Origin of the sequence: Streptobacillus felis, from assembly GCF_001559775.1 — a bacterium.
Classification (GTDB): Bacteria; Fusobacteriota; Fusobacteriia; order Fusobacteriales; family Leptotrichiaceae; genus Streptobacillus; species Streptobacillus felis.
In genome coordinates, this window is the sequence record NZ_LOHX01000073.1 from 59,417 (window position 1) to 77,404 (window position 17,988).

Sequence of the window (17,988 nt, forward strand, 5' to 3'; positions counted from 1 at the left end):
AATATGCACATCAATGAAGTAGTAAAGAATTTACAAATTTCAATTATTAGACAAATTTCGGCTAGAATGCCTGATTTTAAAAATGGTATCAATATGACTATAGGGGAACCAGGTAATGATATACCTTATGAATTAAAAAAATATATGTCAGATATCACTTTAAATCAAAAAATTGGGTATACAAATACAGGTGGTGCTATAGAATATAGAGAGGCAGTTGCTAAATACTATAATAAACTTTATGGTTCAAATTATACTTGGAAAAATGCATTAGCAAATGCAGGATCTACTGAAGGTATATCATCATTTTTAAGAACTGTATTACAACCAGGTGACGAGGTAATTATGCCTACACCAACTTATCCTGGATATGAACCTAATATTTTATTAATGGATGCTAAACCTGTTTTTATAGATTTAAAACACGTTGATTTTGAATTAACAGCTGAAATTCTAGAACAATATATTACTCCAAAAACAAAGGTTATCATTTTAACTTATCCAAACAATCCAACTGGTACAGTTATGCCTCTTGAAGAAATGGATAAGGTTGCTGAATTATTAAGAAAACACGAAATATATTTATTAAGTGATGAAATATATTCAGTACTTGCATTTGATGAATATCATTCTTTTGCAAGATACACAGATTTAATTGATAAAATAGTAGTTATTAATGGTTTTTCTAAATCACATTCAATGACAGGGTATAGAGTAGCTTATACACTTGCATCTGAAGAAATTATTGATAATATGAATAAGGTAGGACAATATACTATGACTGGTGTTAATACAGTAGGACAATTAGGTGCAATTTATGCCTGTGAGCATATTCCTACTAGGGAAGATGTTGTTGAAGTAAATAAAGCTAAATTAATACGTATGACTAAAGGATTAAGAGAAATAGGTTTTAAAGTAATTGAGCCAAAAGGAGCTTTCTATTTATTTGTTGATTATACAATGTTTTCAGATAAAAATTCTCTTGATTTTGCCTTAGATGTATTAGAAAAAACTGAGTTAGGAATAGTTCCTGGTATTTGTTTCAATGTAGAAGGATTTTTTAGATTATCAGTTACTCAAAGTGATGATGTTATAGATGAGGCAATGGAAAGACTAAGAAAATATGTTGAGAATGAATGCAAATGAAAAAAGGTGAAATAATAAGCTTAAAAATATCTGGTATTGATTTTCCTTCTAAACCATATGGTTATTTAGAAAATGATGAAAGAAAATGTTTTGCTAACATGAATGTAGTACCAGGTCAAACTATAAAAGCTAGTATAGGTAAGATAAAAAACAATAAAATAGAACTTAGAAATATAGAAATTGTTGATTCTGATGAAAATGTTTCTATACCATTTTGTAAAAAATTTAATACTTGTGGAGGTTGTACTTTTCAATACCTTAATTATGAAGAACAGGCTAACCTTAAAGCAAAATTTGTATATAAATTAATAGAAAATAGTATAAAAAATAGAGCATATATTACTTTACCCGTTGTTACTATGGAAAAGAATAAAGAATATAGAAATAAAATGGAATTTAGTTTTGGTAATGAATTTAAAGATGGTCCAACTATTTTAGGATTACATAAAAAAAATTCGTTTCATGACATTGTTAATGTAAATGAATGTAAATTAATGGATGAAAATTTTAGAAATATAACTAAATTTACTAATTATTTTTTTTCAAGTAAAAATATACCTTTTTATCATAGACTGACTCATATAGGATTTTTACGTAATTTAGTGATTAGAAAAGGTGAAAAAACAAGAGAACTTGGGGTTAATATTGTTACAACATCACAGGGAGATTTTTCTATTATTGAAGAATATAAAAATGGTTTACTTAAACTTGATTTAAATATGGAATTAAAATCTATTATTCATACAATAAATGATGATAAATCTGATTCTGTAAAAGCAGATAAAGAAATAATTTTACATGGTAGTAGAGATATTAGAGAAAAAATATTTGACTTATATTTCAAAATTAGTCCATATTCTTTTTTTCAAACTAATTCCTTTGGTATTGAAAAGCTTTATCAACAAGTTATAGATAATTTAATATATATAACAAAAGAAGATGAAAAACCTATAGTATTTGATTTATTTAGTGGTACTGGAACTATAGGTCAAATTGTTGCTAAGTACTCAAAAGAGGTTTATGGTATAGAACTTATAGAGGAAGCAGTGATAAAAGCAAATGAAAATGCTGTAGAAAACGGGATTAAAAATGCCAAATTTATTGCAGGTGATGTTTTTGAAAAATTAAAAGTTTTAGATGATGAAAATATTAAACCTGATATAATAATAGTAGATCCACCTAGAAGTGGAATAGGTGAAAAAACAATATTAAAATTAGTAGAATATAGCATAGATAATATAATATATGTATCATGTAATCCAAAAACTTTAGCAGATGATTTAAAGATATTTGAAGATAATGATTATATATTAAAAAGGCTTGTATGTGTTGATATGTTTGGTTATACACCTCATTTAGAAACTGTAGTCTTATTATCTAAAATATAGAGAGGAAGTAAAATGTTTTATAACAAAGTAAAAGAAAGTGCTGATTATATTTCTTCAATTATTAATACAGAAATAGATGTAGCAGTAATTTTAGGGAGTGGATTAGGAAAATTAGTAGATATTATGGAGGAAAAAATTTATATTCCATATAAAGATATACCTAATTTTCCTGTTATTTCAGTAGTGGGACATGCTGGTAATATAGTCTATGGAAAAATTGGAAATACAAAAGTACTTGCATTACAAGGTAGGTTTCATTATTATGAAGGATTTACAATGAAAGAAACTGCTTACCCTGTTTATGTAATGAAATTATTAAATATTAAAAAAATGATAGTTACAAATGCATGTGGAGGAATTAATCCTAACTTTAAACCTGGAGATTTAATGATAATAGATGACTTTATTAATTCGGTGAGTGATAATCCTTTAAGGGGTTCAAATGATGAAAGGTTTGGAGTTCGTTTTCCAGATATGTCTGAACCATATAGTCTAAAGTTAAGAAATATGGCTAAAAGTATTGCTGATGATTTAGGAATAGAAACTAAAAATGGAGTATATACTTTTTTTCAAGGCCCATATTATGAAACGGCAGCAGAAATACGTATGTATGGACGTTCAGGAAGCGATGCAATAGGTATGTCAACTGTTCCTGAAACTATAGTTGCAAATTATGTTGGAATTGAAACATTAGGAATATCTTGTATAACAAATATGGCAACAGGTTTACGTGTGGGTTCTCATTCACACGAAGAAGTTGTTGCAATAGCTGAGGAAACAAGTAAAAAGTTATGTAAATGGATGGAAGAATTTATTAGACAATTAAAAAAATAAAAAGTACCGATTAATTTTAGTCGGTTTTTCTTATATAAAAAAGGAATAATATAAAAATAATATTAGCTAGTGCTTCACCTAGAAGAAAAGAAATACTTTCACTGTTATTTGAATACTTTAAAATCCAAATATAGGATTTTCATAAAAAAATACTGTGAAGGTTTAAATATTACAGATCCAATATTACTTACAAAAAATTATCGAAAGCTAAAGTATATGATGTATATTTTTGCAATAATTCTATTGAAAATATTAAATTTTATGTTGATAATTATAAGGAATATGATAAGTCTGGAGCATATGGAATACAAGATGTTGGAGTAATTTTAGTAGATAAAATTGATGGTTCATATCAAAATGTTATGGGTCAAATTATATAATGAAATAATAAATATAACTGGGAGTAAAATATGATAAAAGTTTTATTTGTTTGTCATGGTAATATTTGTAGAAGTACTATGGCAGAATCCATGTTTACAAATATGGTAAAAAATATGAATTGCTATGATGATTTTCTTATAGATTCTGCAGCAACGAGTACTGAAGAGATTGGTAATCCACCACATTATGGTACTGTTAAAAAACTAAAGGAAAAAAATATACCAATAGTTGAACATTATGCTAGACAGATTACTAGAGAAGATTTTATAAATTTTGATTATATTATAGCAATGGATGAAAATAATATTAGAAATATTGAAAGATTTTTAAAACATAAAAACGATAAAGTATATAAGTTATTAAATTTTAATAATACTAATGATGATATTACTGATCCATGGTATACAAATGATTTTGAAAAAACATATTTAGATATAAAGAAAGGTCTTGAAGCTTTTATAAAAAAAATAAAATAAAATTATTGGAGGGATTTATGATAACTACTAAAACTAGAATAGGAAATTTTGAATTTAATAATTGTATTATGAATGCAGCAGGAGTTTATTGTTATGATAAAGAAGAATTAGAAAAAGTTCTTAATTCTGAAGCTGGAACATTTGTAACTAAAACTGCTACACTTAATGTTAGAGAAGGTAACCCAACTCCACGTTATAAAGATACTGAACTTGGTAGTATTAATTCTATGGGATTACCAAATCTAGGTTTTGATTATTATCTAGACTATTTATTAGAATTACAAGATAAATATCCAAATAGAACATTTATATTTTCTTTAGTTGGTTTAAGTAAGGAAGAAACTCATACCTTATTAAAAAAAGTACAAAATAGTGACTTCAAAGGATTAGTTGAATTAAATTTATCTTGCCCTAATGTTCCAGGAAAACCACAGATAGCCTATGATTTTGATACTACAGAAACTATTTTAAAAGAAGTTTTTGAATATTTTAATAAACCACTTGGTTTAAAATTACCTCCATATTTTGATTTAGTACATTTTGATCAAGCTGCAGAAATATTTAACAAATTTCCAATTGTATTTATAAACTGCATTAATAGTATAGGAAATGGGTTAGTAATTGAAGATGAAAAAGTTGTTATTAAACCTAAAAATGGTTTTGGTGGAATAGGCGGAGAATATGTTAAACCAACAGCTTTAGCAAATGTTCATGCATTTTATAAAAGAATAAGAAAAGATATAAATATAATAGGTACAGGCGGAGTATTAACTGGTAGAGATGTTTTCGAACATATACTTTGCGGTGCATCAATGGTTCAAATTGGAACTACACTACATAAAGAAGGTCCTGAAGTATTTTCAAGAATTACTAATGAATTAAAAGAAATAATGAAAGAAAAGGGCTATAGTAGTATAGAAGAGTTTAGAGGTAAGTTAAAATATATGGACTAAGATAATATTAATTGAATTCCTCAAACTAATATGATAAAATTACTTGTAGAGGAAGGAGAATTAATGGCAATAGTTAAAATAAAAAAAATGCAAAAACCAAACATTTTATTTGGTGTCGTATTAAATAATCTTGAATCAAACTTATACAACGCTGTATCTAATAGAAAATTAGCTAATGAAGTTTTAAAAGAAAGTCTCAATATTAATTCTAGAAGATTAATTCAAATAGTAGAAGTTGTTAGTGCTAATGACGAAGTATTAGATTTATTAGTTGTATATGATGCAATAGTAAATGAGAAGGAAGAAATAAAATTATTAAGTTCTCTAAAAGTAGAGGAATTTAATTTTCATATTTTTAATTTTAGTAGAAAGGAAAAGGTAGATATTGAAAATATTATACAAGGTTTCAATGTCTATAGGTAAAAAAATGAAAAAAATTATTAAATTATTATTTATTGTTTGTTTTTCACTAGTAACTATTAGTTGTAGTAGTGCAGGAGAAAAATTCGTAACAAGTTTTTTAGGAGAAAAATTATTTAATTTAACTGAGGAAGAAAAATTTGCTAATAAAATGAAAAGTTATAAACTTGATGCAGTTATTAAGACGACTAAAGGAGATATGAAAGTTTATCTTTACCCAGAAGCTGCCCCTAAATTAGTTGCAAACTTTGTTTTTTTAGCTCAAAACAATTATTATGACAATTTAAAATTTCATAGAGTAAGTGTAAATAATATTATACAATCAGGGGATAGAGCAGGCGATGGTACAGGTACTCCTGGATATTTATTAAATGATGAATTTAGTTTCTTGAAATTTGATAGAGCAGGTATGTTAGCTATGGCAAATGCAGGGAAAAATACTAATGGTTCACAAATTTTTATTACTTTACAAAAGGCTGAAGAATATAACAATGATTACTCTATAATTGGCAATTTAAAAGATAGAAATGATTTATCTATAGCAAGATTAATAAGACAAGAAGATTCTATATTGGATATAGAAATTTCAGGATATAATGTAAATGAATTTTTAGGAAACTTTGATAAAGAAGTTAAAGAATGGACTGAGAAATTAAAAGCTACAGGTTATGAAGTAAAATAAAAAAATGGAAGATTAATCTTCCATTTTTATTTTTTTAATAAATCTCTTATTTCAGTTAATAACTCTTGATCTTTAGTAATAACAGGTTCAGCTGGTGCTGGTTCTTCAGCAGCTTTTTCTTTTTTAACTTTCATTAAAGCTTTTAATACAAAGAAAATTACTAAAGCTATTATTAAAAAGTCTACAATATTTTGAATAAACATACCATAGTTTATTGCTAAAGCAGGAGTTTCTCCTTCTGCTGGTTTTAAAATAATTTGTAAAGTTTTGAAATCTACATTTCCTAAAATTAATCCAACAACTGGCATAATAATATCGTTAACTAATGAAGCTACTATTTTACCAAAAGCACCACCTATAATTACACCAACTGCTAAATCTATTATATTACCTTTAGCAATAAATTCTTTAAATTCTTTTAACATGATTTCCTCCTTAATTTATATTATACTTTATTATACAATAAAAAGAATTACATTTCAATACATCTTTATTTTTATATATATTTATGGTAAAATATAATAAAAATCATATTAGAGAGGTTAAAATGTCAGATAGAAAACTTAAAAGAAATTTTTCAATAATTGCACATATAGATCATGGTAAATCAACAATAGCGGACAGACTATTAGAGATGACAGGTACTGTAAGTCAAAGAGAAATGAAAGAACAATTATTAGATAGTATGGATCTTGAAAGAGAAAAGGGTATTACAATAAAGGCTCAAGCGGTTACTTTAAATTATATGGCTAAAGATGGAAATGAATATGAATTAAATTTAATAGATACTCCTGGTCACGTTGACTTTATATATGAAGTATCTAGATCACTTGCTGCATGTGATGGAGCATTGTTAGTTGTTGATGCTGCACAGGGTATTGAAGCTCAAACTTTAGCTAATGTATATTTAGCTTTAGAAAATGATTTAGAAATTTTACCAGTAATAAATAAAATTGATTTACCTTCTGCAGACCCAGATAAGGTAATGTTAGAAATAGAAGATGTAATAGGGTTACCTACAGATAATTCTGTTTTAGTATCTGGAAAAACAGGATTTGGTATAGATGATTTATTAGAAGGTATAGTTAAACATATACCAGAACCTCAAGGAGATGTTAATAAACCATTAAAAGCTTTAATTTTTGATTCACATTATGATGATTTTAGAGGAGTTATTACATATATTAGAGTTTTAGACGGTACTATAAGAAAAGGTGAAAAAATAAAAATAATGTCTACAAATAAAGAATTTGAAGTATTAGAAGTAGGAGTATTTTCACCAAAAATGAAAGAAAGGGAATATTTAAATGCTGGATCAGTTGGTTATATAATAACTGGTATAAAATCTATTAAAGATACACAAGTAGGTGATACTATAACAACAGTAAAAAATCCAACAGAATTTGCTTTAGATGGATATAGACCAGCACAAAGTATGGTATTTGCTGGAGTATATCCTATTTCAACTGATGATTATGAAGATTTAAGAGAAGCACTTGAAAAATTACAATTAAACGATGCTTCCTTAACTTATCAACCAGAAACTTCATTAGCTTTAGGATTTGGATTCCGTTGTGGATTTTTAGGGCTATTACATATGGAAATTATAGTAGAAAGATTAAGAAGAGAATTTGGTATTGATTTAATTTCTACAGCACCATCTGTTGAGTATCATGTTACTGTTGAAGGAACTAATAATATGTTGGTTATAGATAACCCAGCAGAGTTTCCTGAAGGTAGAAAACATATAGAAGAGCCATATATTAAAGGTACAATAATAGTACCTAAAGATTATGTTGGTAATGTTATGGAATTATGTCAAGAAAAACGTGGAACTTTTGTAAATATGAGTTTCTTAGATGAAAATAGATCAATGATAGTGTATGATTTACCTCTAGCTGAAATAGTAATTGATTTCTATGATAAATTAAAATCAAGAACTAAAGGTTATGCATCATTTGAATATGAAATGATAGGGTTTAGAGAATCAAATCTGGTAAAAATTGATATATTAGTAAGTGGTCAAGCAGTAGATGCATTCTCATTTATTGCACATAGTGATAATGCTTATTATAGAGGAAGATCAATAGTAGAAAAATTAAAAGAAGTTATACCTAGACAACAATTTGAAATACCATTACAAGCAGCATTAGGAACTAAAGTTATTGCAAGAGAAACTGTTAAAGCTTTAAGAAAAAATGTTTTAGCAAAATGTTATGGTGGAGATATTACACGTAAGAAAAAACTACTAGAAAAACAAAAAGAAGGTAAAAAACGTATGAAGGCAATAGGTAATGTAGAAATACCTCAAGAAGCTTTCTTATCAGTACTTAAATTAAATGATTAAGGGTGAAATAAATGATTAAAAAAGTTATATTCTTTGATGTTGAAACTAATGGTGTAAATGCAACTAACTCTGTATTGTCAATTTCCGCAATGAAAATTACCTATAATACAGAAGATAATAAAATGATTAAATTAGATGAATTTGATAGATTCTATTTTAGAAATGAAGGAGAAGAACCAAATTTTGATGCTTTAAAAATAAATGGATTATTCGATGAATTAATTGAAAAGAAAAGAGAAGAATCAAATGAGAAATATCCAAGAACTTTTAAAGAAGATATAGATAATTTTTATAATTTTTGTGATAATGCAGAGCATTATGTAGCACATAATATTAGGTTTGATAGACAATTTATTCCTTTTAATTTAAAATATCAATTTGATACTATGATAGAAAATATAGAAATAGTTAAAATATTAAATAATACACAAGAATATTATAAATGGCCCAAATTAATGGAATGTGCAAAATTTTACAATATACCTTTAGATGAAAAAGAATTACATAATAGTATGTATGATGTATTAATTATGGCAAGAGTTATGTATAAAATGTTAAAATATCCAGAAGGACAAAAAAAAGTAAGGAGATTTTTAGTTGATAATATTTCAACTAAATTCAGATAGTATGGATTTCAACACATTTTTCTATTTAGCTAATTTTGTAGGAATTATTTCTTTTGCACTTTCAGGTGTATTTAAGGGTATTAAACATGATCACGATTTATATGGAGTTACATTTCTTGCAATTGTGACTTCTGTAGGTGGGGGAGTAATGAGGGATGTTATTTTAAATAAAATACCTTCAGCATTAATTAATCCACATGATATCTACCTTGCAATAGCAACAGCATTAATTACATACATACCTTATTTCATTTTTAAACCAAAATTTGATGAAAATGTTGTAAAAACAGCTATTATGTTTGTATTAGTTTTTGATGCAGTAGGTCTTTCACTTTTTGTATCTATAGGAGCAAATATTGCATTACAAAATAATTTAAATACTATAGGTATAATTATAATGTCTACGATAACATCTGTAGGTGGAGGTATAATAAGAGATTTATTAGCAAATGAAACACCATTTATACTTAAAGAAGATATTTATGCAATATTATGTGTAATAGCAGGATTTTTATATAAATATATGATAGTAGATTTAAAAATTAGTGAGATTAAAACAACAATAATAATATTTTTTGTAGTATTAATAATAAGATTAATAGTAATAAATAAGAAATTAAGTTTACCAAAATAAGGGAATAACCTAATTTTATTTTATATATAAAAAGGAATTATATCGTTAAGAAATAATTCCTTTTTTTATTATAATGTAAATAATAATTCTGTATATGTTGGAATAGTCCAGTATTCTACTGGGATTTTTGATTCTAAATAATCAATAACTTTTCTGATTTTTGCTTCAAGAATTATAGAATCTTTACTTAATAATCTTGCTTTTTCTTCAAAATCTATTTCATTAATTTGTTGTAATAATTGTGCTAATTCTTTTTTATAGTGTAATAGATAGTTTGAATATGTTTTTATTTCATTTTGTTCTTCTTCAAATAAAATTGTAGGTATATATTTATATGTAAAATTCAATATATATTTATCTATCATATAAATTAGAGTATTGCATTCTGTAAGCCTATTATCAACATATCTATTTAAAAATGCTTTGTATCTTGAATGGCATTCCACCTTGTTTAAAACATTGTTAGATTCAAACATTTTTATTATATCTTTATCAAGATAGAATTGTAAAGCTTCATAAGTGTTAGAAATATTTTTTAACCCTCTTTTTTCAGCTTCTTCATGCCATAATTTACTATATCCATCGCCATTAAATATGATTCTTGAATGTTTTTTATTTGACTCTTTTATTATGCTATTAATTGTTTTCTCTATATTTTTAGAAGATTCTAATTTATCAGAATATTCATTTAATACAGTAGATATTATAGCATTGATAACCATAGATGTATTAGCTGGTGAAGAAGTAGAACCTGGCATTCTAAATTCAAATTTATTTCCTGTAAATGCGAATGGAGAAGTTCTGTTTCTATCATCAAAATCTTGATTAATATTTATCATAGTAACATTTTTCTTTATTTTTTTATCTTTAGAACCATATACAATTTTATCATCGACTAAACTTAATTTTGCATCTTTAAATTTATCTGTAAGATGAGACCCTAAAAATACTGAAATTATACTTGGTGGAGCTTCGTGACCACCTAGTCTATAATCATTAGAACAACTTGCTATCATACTTCTAAGTATTGGATAATATCTATCTACAGCCTCAACCATAGCTGATAAAAATACCATAAAAGTAGGGGATTTAGGATCAAATAAATTTTCACCAGTATCAGTAGCAAGACTCCAATTGTTATGTTTACCTGAACCATTAACATAAGAAAAAGGTTTTTCATGTAATAAAGCAACAAAACCATGTTTAAGAGCTAACTTTTCTAAAGTTTCCATAACTATATGGTTTTGGTCAGCTGCTAAATTTGCCACATCAAATATTGATGCTATTTCAAATTGATTAGGTGCAACTTCATTATGTCTTGTTTTTGCTGATACACCAACTTTCCATAATTCATAGTCTAAATTAGCCATAAAATTAAGTACTTTATCTTTAATCTTACCATAGTAATGAAAAGAACTTTCTTGATTTTTAGGTGTTTTACCTCCAAAAAGAGTACGACCTGTAAACATTATATCTATTCTTTTATCAAAATGTTCTTTCTTAATTAAAAAATATTCTTGTTCAACTCCTAGTGTAGGAATAACATTTTTAACTTCAGTGTAACCTAATAAATTTAATAATCTTGTTGCTGATTTATTAACAGCGTCCATAGATCTTAATAAAGGTAGTTTTTTGTCTAATGCTTCACCATTATATGATATAAATGAAGTAGGAATATATAAAGTTGCACCTAGTTCATTTTCCTTAATAAATGGAGGAGAATTTGTATCCCAAACAGTATATCCTCTTGCTTCAAATGTAGATCTTAATCCACCATTTGGAAAAGAGGAAGCATCAGATTCACCTTTAATTAAATTAGAACCAGAAAATCTGTAAATAAAATCTTTATCTCCGTGAGGTTCAATAAAAGAATCATGTTTTTCAGCAGTTAACTCTGTTAAAGGTTGAAACCAATGACAAAAGTGAGTAGCATTTCTTTTAGTTGCCCAATCCTTAATAGCAGTAGCTATTAGATCAGCATTCTCTTTAGTTAATTCTATTTCACCTTTTTGAACTTTTTTGAATTCTTCAAAGACTTTTTTAGGAACACGTTTCTTCAAATTACTTTCAGTGAAAGCATTTTCACCAAAAATTTTCATAATATTTTCCATTTATTACCTTACCTTTCTATATATTTAATAATTATTTCAATGAAAAAAACTGCTAAAGCAGCAGTTTATTAAAAGGGCGAAATTGCCCACTTAAATGTTTTCTTATAAAATCCAGTTGCGATTGTGGAAATAGTAACCTTCTTTTGCGCAGAAGATGCATGAATAAACTCATTATTTCCAATATAAATACCAACATGGTTTACAGTACTATTTTTATTTGTAGTATCAAAAAATAGCAAATCTCCTATTCTTAAATCATCGATTTTTTTCTTTTGAGCATATGTAGCCATATCCCTTGATACACGAGGTAATTTTATAGATGTATTTTTTGAGAATACATAGTTAACAAATCCAGAGCAATCAAATTTATTGGGACCAACAGAACCCCAAGAATATGGTCTACCTAAATTATTTTTAGCAAATTCTATAATTTTATCTCTAAGTAATACTTCTTCCTCTTTTGAAATTTCAACATTATGTTCTGAAACTTGTATCAATTCATCCAATATTTTATTTAATCTATCATCAGATTCAGTTCTAGAGAAAGTAAGAAATGAAAATAAAGATAAAAATATTAAAATCTTCTTCATGTTTACCACCTCATGAAAATTATATCTTATTATATTAAATATGTCAATTAATTGAAATAAAAAAATAATTTGTATTACATATTAATGTTTTTATGATATAATAAAAAAAAGAAAGGAGAGTAATAAAATGTTTTTAAAAAATAGTGATAATGTGGGAAGACTTGAAGTAATATGCGGAAGTATGTTTTCAGGTAAGAGTGAGGAATTAATAAGAAGATTAAGAAGAGAATCATTTACTAAGCAAAATGTTTTAGTATTTAAACATTCTATAGATAAAAGATATGGCGAAAATGGGATTTTCTCACATAGCCAAGATAGCATAGGTGCTTATCCTGCATCTAATGTAGAAGAAATGGAAAAAATAATTTCTAATCATCCAGATGTAGAAGTAATAGGAATAGATGAAGTCCAATTTTTTGGAAAAGAAGTAGTAGAATTTTGTAAAAAATACGTAGATTTAGGGAAAAGGGTAATAGTTGCTGGTTTAGATCTAGATTTTAAAGCTGAACCATTTCATCCTATGCCAGATTTATTAACTTATGCTGATTCAATTATTAAATTAAAGGCAATATGTATGGTTTGTGGTAAAGATGCATATGCAAGTCAAAGATTGATAAATGGAGAACCTGCATATAGGGATGATCCTATAGTTATGGTTGGAGCAAGCGAAAATTATGAAGCTAGATGTAGAAGACATCATATTGTAAGAGATAGAGGAGATAAGAGAGCAAAAATATACTTCCTATTTGGTACTGATATTAACGCTGGAAAAGAAGAAGTTGAAAATTACATACAATCTAAAAATCTAAATTTAACAACAAAAACTATAAGTATATTTAAAAATGATGAAACAGTTATTGATTTAAGAAATACTATAGAAAAATCATCATATGAATGTGATATTTTATTTATTAGAATTGTTAAAAGTCCTTTAATTCCAATTGAAGGTGAATATAGTATAATAGATTTAATGGCAGAATATAGAAAAATCTCGTCTGTTATTCTGATTTCTAGAAATAGACGTGGAATGATAAATGAAGTTTTAATTTCACATGAAACTATTAGAAAAGCAGATTTAAATTTAGAAGAAATTTATTTCACTACATCTAATAACCCAGAAAAAAAAGAAAATATTAAAAAAATAGAAGATATTATAAATTCAAAAGCTATATTAATTTAAGGAGGAATTTAAGATGAAAAAAATATTTTTACTATTTGCATTTATATCATTAAATAGTTTTTCATATACTAGATTATCATCAGATGAATATTTAGGTGGAATATTTACAAGTAAAGCTACTAAAGAAATAATGAAAGATGCATTTGATTACGAAAACGACTTAGCTGTTGTATCAGATAGAATGGTTACTATAGAAGATGTGAAAATCGACGCAATATCAGGTTTACAAAATTCTATTTATGATTATTCTTATTCAAAATTAAAAACACTATTAGAAGAAACAAAGTTATCGGGTACTAATTTTGATTACGAAACTATGAAGTTAATTGCAGAAGAAGTAGCTAAAGAAATAGTTGAAAACAAAAAATATACAATATCAAAAACTGTTGAAATTCAAAATACTAATAAATACTTAAGTTTAGCTAAAATTTCTAGAGAAGAAGTAAGTAAAATTACAGTAGAAAAATTTAGAAAAAGATTATTTAATGTTGTTCAAAGATTAAACGATATTTATCATGAATTAGGGAAATAAAATATGAAAACGAATAATAAGGATATTATTCGTGAATTTTTTAAATCCAAAACTAGGTTCTTAGCAATATTTATTATAAATTTATTGGGTATATCCACATTTATTGGACTTAATGTTCTAAACAAAGATATGTACAACACCATTAATAATTTATATCAAGAATTCAATGTTGCAGATATAAAAGTAAGTTCAAATATTGCTCTAAATAAAGATGATTTGGAAATATTAAATAATTTAGAATATATATCCGAAATAGAATATGGATATAATGATGAAATTTTCATTGAGAATACTAAAAAATTAATGAGTTTAAAAAACATACCAGAAAATATTTCAAAAATAAAAGTAATGGAAGGTAAATTACCAGAAAATAGAGATGAAATTATAATAGAATATAAATTAAAATATACTTATCCTTTGAATTTTAAAATAAATAATTTTAAAGTTGTAGGTTATTTTGAAAATGTTGAAAATAGATTTTTAAATTCAAAAAATCCTGCTTTTAGCGGATATGGTGCAGTAGATGTAGAAGCTTATGTTGATGTATCTTATTTTGAAAATAAGGACTATAATTTTGCTAATATTAAATTGAATACCGATCTTCCTACTTATGATAAAAAATATAATGAGTATGTTTTTGAAAAGAAAATAGATTTAGAAAATGCTATATATAAAAATGCACAAAATAAACTAAAAGAATTTTTAAAAGATAATTATTCATTAATATCTAATGCTGAAAAAAAAATATTTGAATCAAAGAACGAGATTGAAAATAATCAAAAAAAAATCCTTTCTGCAAAAGAAAAAATAGAAATAGTTGAAAAAAATTTACAAGAAAAATTTAATCAATTTGAAGGTGCTAACGAAAAATTTCAATATAACGAAGATAAAATAAATAAACAAAAAGTTGAATTAATTGAAAAACATTATGATCTTAAAGAAAAATTGGTAAAATTAGAAGAAGGTTTAAAAGAACTAGAAACAAATGAAATTAAGATAAAAGAAGGCTATTCTAAAATTGAAGATGGATTAGAAATTATTAAAGAAAATGAAAATAAAATTAATGAATCAAAAAAAGAAGTTTTAGAGTCTAAAATAAATGTTGATAATTTAAAACCTAATTTATTTTTCTCTAGTTCTAAAATAGAAGATGCAAAAAATAAGATAAATGCAGCTTTAAAAGAAATTCAAAATGGTGAAGATAAATTAAATCTTGAGAAAGAAATCATTTTACAAAATAAAAAAGAATTAGATGAAAATTTAAATTATATAACAAATAAAAAAGAAGAACTTTTAAAAAATAAAAGTGATTTAATCAATGGGTTAAAAAGTATTGAGTTAGGAATTGATAAAATTGAATCTGGTTATAATAAACTTATTGAAGAAAAAAATAAATATAATAAAGAATACACTAAAAACTTAAATAAACTAAATATTGGTAAAAAAGAAATTGAAAAAAATAAAAATGAAATTATTGATGCTGAAAAAAAATTTAATACTGAAAAAATAAAAGCTTTTGATAAATTAAATGAGTCTATAAAAGAAGTAGAGGTTAATAAACGTAAACTTAGCGAGCTTAATGCAATTTATTTTGTAAATACTAGAATAGACAATCCAAGTTATTCTTCATATATTGAAAGTGTGGAGAGCTTGAATGTAATTTCTAAAATATTTCCGTTAATATTTTATTTGATTGTCGTACTTGTTTCTACAACTACTATGACAAGAATGGTAGATGAACAAAGAAATAGTATAGGTACGTATATGTTTTTAGGTTATTCTAAAAAAGTAATTTCTAAAAAATACTATATTTATGCCTTAATTCCTACTATATTAGGAATATTATTTGGTATATATTTTGGAACATATTTTATTCCAAAATACATCTATACAGCATTTAAAGCAGGTTCTATTTCATCTTTTGATAAATTATTCATAATTTTAGATAAAAAAATAATAATTATTAGTGTTTTTGCTTCAATATTATCAACATTTTTATCTGTATTTCTTTCTTTAAGATCAGATTTTAATCACGTAATTGCAGATCTTTTAAAACCTAAAGTTCCTAAAAATGGTACTAAAATATTACTTGAGAAAATAAAGTTTTTATGGAATAATTTATCTTTTTCTAATAAAATAAGTTTGAGAAATATTTTTAGGTATAAAGGGAAAATGATAATGAATTTACTTGGAGTAGCAGGATGCACATCATTAATCTTTCTTGGATTCGCTATAAAAAATTCATTTTCAGAAATTTCAGAATTACAATATAATAAAATTAGAAATTTTCATTCTGAAATAAATTTAAAAAACCATTTAAATGAAGTAGAAATAAATGATATCATAAATCTTGTTAGTAAAAATTTTGAGAATATTCCACTTCAAAGTATTAATGGAAAATTTTTAACAAAAAAACGTGAAAATAGAATAAAAATATACATTATCGATAAAATTAATATTGATAAATACTTTTATCTTTCATCAGATTTAGATTCAAATGGTGCTTTAATTTCTAGTAGAGCTTTAAGTTTATTAGATAAAAAAATTGGAGAGAGTATTTTAGTTAAAGATTATATAGGAAATGAATATAATTTTAATATATCAAATGTTATTGATAATTATCAGGGTAATTATATTTTTATTACTAAAGATTATTATGAAAAGAAATTTAATAAAAAATATAAAATAAATAATTTGGTTGTAAAAAATTCAGATAAAGATATGGATTATATTTTAAATAATGATGAAATCCAGTCAATTACACTTAATAAAGAGTATAAACTAGTGTTTGATAAAATTAGCGAGAGCTTAAACTTCATAGTAATATTTATAACTGTTCTCTCAGCTATGCTTTCTATAGTAGTGACATATAGTTTATTAGAAATAAATGTAAATGAAAGACAAAGAGAACTCGCAACAATAAAAGTTATTGGTTTTTACCCTTCAGAGGTTTCTTTATACATTTATAAAGAAATACTTGCATTAACATTTGTAGGTATATTTATTGGATTAATACTGGGTAAAGGTTTACATAAAATAATATTATATTCTATGAAAAAAACTAATACTGTTTTCGTTGAAAATATTGGATATAGTCCATATATTTACTCAATATTTTTAACTTTATTATTTTCTATCATTTCAATGTTATTAATACATAGAAAACTAAAAAATATAAATATGATAGAAGCTTTGAAAATGGAATAATTACTAATGCCACTATTGTGGCATTTTTATTTGAAAAAATAGCAAAAATATGATAAAATATTAAAGAATAGGAGGATGGTATTTATGAAAAGACTTTTATTAATATTTCTGACTTTTGTTGGTATTACATCTTTTTCAAATTTCAATGACGGTAAATATGAAGTTGCACATAAAAAAGATGGTTATACATTAACTATGAGAATTATTATAAAAAACTCTAAAATTCTTTCTGTCGACTTTGATAAAATAGATGATAAAGGTGTTAAGTTATCTACAAAAGATAGTGTATTTAGAGAAAAAAAAGATAAAGTAAAAAAATATATAGTTGAAAATCAAAGTTTTGAGAATTTACCAGATATATACGATAAGAATTCTAACAAGGAATTTCAAACTTTAATAGAATATTTGATTGAGAAAAGTAAATCATCAAAGCCAGGAATTTTTGAAATTAAAAATTAGGGGATGTATTTATGCATCCCCT

At 25.1% G+C, this 17,988-nt stretch carries 18 protein-coding genes; 15 read left to right on the forward strand and 3 right to left on the reverse strand.

Annotated elements, in window-relative coordinates:
- The first annotated feature begins 3 nt into the window (after positions 1–3).
- The 8 genes from AYC60_RS01100 (at position 4) to AYC60_RS01130 (ending at position 6,280) form a co-directional block, all read left to right on the forward strand.
- On the forward strand, positions 4–1,146 hold the full coding sequence (locus AYC60_RS01100; RefSeq protein WP_067320238.1) for a pyridoxal phosphate-dependent aminotransferase: 1,143 nt from the start codon (positions 4–6) through the stop codon (positions 1,144–1,146).
- Positions 1,143–2,534: a 23S rRNA (uracil(1939)-C(5))-methyltransferase RlmD gene (gene rlmD, locus AYC60_RS01105; protein ID WP_067320240.1), complete on the forward strand. Its 1,392-nt coding sequence runs from the start codon at positions 1,143–1,145 to the stop codon at positions 2,532–2,534. Before AYC60_RS01100 ends, rlmD begins: the two co-directional genes overlap by 4 nt.
- A 12-nt stretch (positions 2,535–2,546) precedes the next feature.
- Positions 2,547–3,368 carry a purine-nucleoside phosphorylase gene (locus AYC60_RS01110; protein ID WP_067320243.1) on the forward strand — a complete coding sequence of 274 codons (822 nt, stop codon included), beginning with the start codon at positions 2,547–2,549 and terminating at the stop codon, positions 3,366–3,368.
- Positions 3,369–3,550: 182 nt separating this feature from the next.
- Positions 3,551–3,748: a Maf family protein gene (locus tag AYC60_RS09540; protein WP_082762531.1), complete on the forward strand. Its 198-nt coding sequence runs from the start codon at positions 3,551–3,553 to the stop codon at positions 3,746–3,748.
- A gap of 30 nt (positions 3,749–3,778) precedes the next feature.
- Positions 3,779–4,225, forward strand: coding sequence for a low molecular weight protein-tyrosine-phosphatase (locus tag AYC60_RS01115; protein WP_067320246.1), 447 nt, complete (start codon positions 3,779–3,781; stop codon positions 4,223–4,225).
- Positions 4,226–4,242: 17 nt separating this feature from the next.
- On the forward strand, positions 4,243–5,178 hold the full coding sequence (locus tag AYC60_RS01120; protein ID WP_067320249.1) for a dihydroorotate oxidase: 936 nt from the start codon (positions 4,243–4,245) through the stop codon (positions 5,176–5,178).
- Positions 5,179–5,241: 63 nt separating this feature from the next.
- Positions 5,242–5,601, forward strand: coding sequence for a hypothetical protein (locus AYC60_RS01125; protein ID WP_067320252.1), 360 nt, complete (start codon positions 5,242–5,244; stop codon positions 5,599–5,601).
- A 4-nt stretch (positions 5,602–5,605) separates the two neighbouring features.
- Positions 5,606–6,280, forward strand: a complete 675-nt coding sequence (locus AYC60_RS01130; RefSeq protein WP_067320339.1) for a peptidylprolyl isomerase — start codon at positions 5,606–5,608, stop codon at positions 6,278–6,280.
- A 26-nt stretch (positions 6,281–6,306) separates the two neighbouring features.
- On the opposite strand, the gene mscL is transcribed toward AYC60_RS01130, so the two are convergent.
- Positions 6,307–6,705 carry a large-conductance mechanosensitive channel protein MscL gene (gene mscL, locus AYC60_RS01135; RefSeq protein WP_067320255.1) on the reverse strand — a complete coding sequence of 133 codons (399 nt, stop codon included), beginning with the start codon at positions 6,703–6,705 and terminating at the stop codon, positions 6,307–6,309.
- 122 nt (positions 6,706–6,827) lie between these two features.
- Here mscL and lepA point away from each other — a divergent pair, with 122 nt between their 5' ends.
- The 3 genes from lepA to AYC60_RS01150 are packed head-to-tail and all read left to right on the forward strand — an operon-like array spanning position 6,828 to position 9,887.
- Positions 6,828–8,627, forward strand: a complete 1,800-nt coding sequence (gene lepA / locus AYC60_RS01140) for a translation elongation factor 4 (protein WP_067320257.1) — start codon at positions 6,828–6,830, stop codon at positions 8,625–8,627.
- 11 nt (positions 8,628–8,638) lie between these two features.
- Positions 8,639–9,253 carry a 3'-5' exonuclease gene (locus AYC60_RS01145; RefSeq protein WP_067320259.1) on the forward strand — a complete coding sequence of 205 codons (615 nt, stop codon included), beginning with the start codon at positions 8,639–8,641 and terminating at the stop codon, positions 9,251–9,253.
- Positions 9,225–9,887: a trimeric intracellular cation channel family protein gene (locus AYC60_RS01150; RefSeq protein ID WP_067320263.1), complete on the forward strand. Its 663-nt coding sequence runs from the start codon at positions 9,225–9,227 to the stop codon at positions 9,885–9,887. Before AYC60_RS01145 ends, AYC60_RS01150 begins: the two co-directional genes overlap by 29 nt.
- A 68-nt stretch (positions 9,888–9,955) precedes the next feature.
- Here the strand turns inward: AYC60_RS01150 and AYC60_RS01155 are convergent, their stop codons facing one another.
- Together AYC60_RS01155 and AYC60_RS01160 are read right to left on the reverse strand one after the other, a co-directional pair.
- A complete protein-coding gene (locus AYC60_RS01155) occupies positions 9,956–11,998 on the reverse strand; it encodes a glutamine synthetase III (RefSeq protein WP_067320266.1) in 2,043 nt (680 codons plus the stop codon).
- A 68-nt stretch (positions 11,999–12,066) separates the two neighbouring features.
- Positions 12,067–12,588 carry a C40 family peptidase gene (locus tag AYC60_RS01160; RefSeq protein WP_067320271.1) on the reverse strand — a complete coding sequence of 174 codons (522 nt, stop codon included), beginning with the start codon at positions 12,586–12,588 and terminating at the stop codon, positions 12,067–12,069.
- Positions 12,589–12,715: 127 nt separating this feature from the next.
- Between AYC60_RS01160 and AYC60_RS09435 the strand changes: the two genes are divergently transcribed.
- The 4 genes from AYC60_RS09435 to AYC60_RS01180 all read left to right on the forward strand — a co-directional run bounded on the left by AYC60_RS09435 (position 12,716) and on the right by AYC60_RS01180 (position 17,966).
- Entirely contained in the window at positions 12,716–13,768 is a 1,053-nt protein-coding gene (locus AYC60_RS09435; protein WP_067320274.1) for a thymidine kinase, read from the forward strand.
- A 13-nt stretch (positions 13,769–13,781) separates the two neighbouring features.
- Positions 13,782–14,300, forward strand: a complete 519-nt coding sequence (locus AYC60_RS01170; RefSeq protein WP_067320276.1) for a hypothetical protein — start codon at positions 13,782–13,784, stop codon at positions 14,298–14,300.
- Between the two features lie 3 nt (positions 14,301–14,303).
- Entirely contained in the window at positions 14,304–17,507 is a 3,204-nt protein-coding gene (locus AYC60_RS01175) for an ABC transporter permease (protein ID WP_067320278.1), read from the forward strand.
- A gap of 84 nt (positions 17,508–17,591) precedes the next feature.
- Positions 17,592–17,966, forward strand: a complete 375-nt coding sequence (locus AYC60_RS01180) for a hypothetical protein (protein ID WP_067320280.1) — start codon at positions 17,592–17,594, stop codon at positions 17,964–17,966.
- The last annotated feature ends 22 nt before the right edge of the window (positions 17,967–17,988 follow it).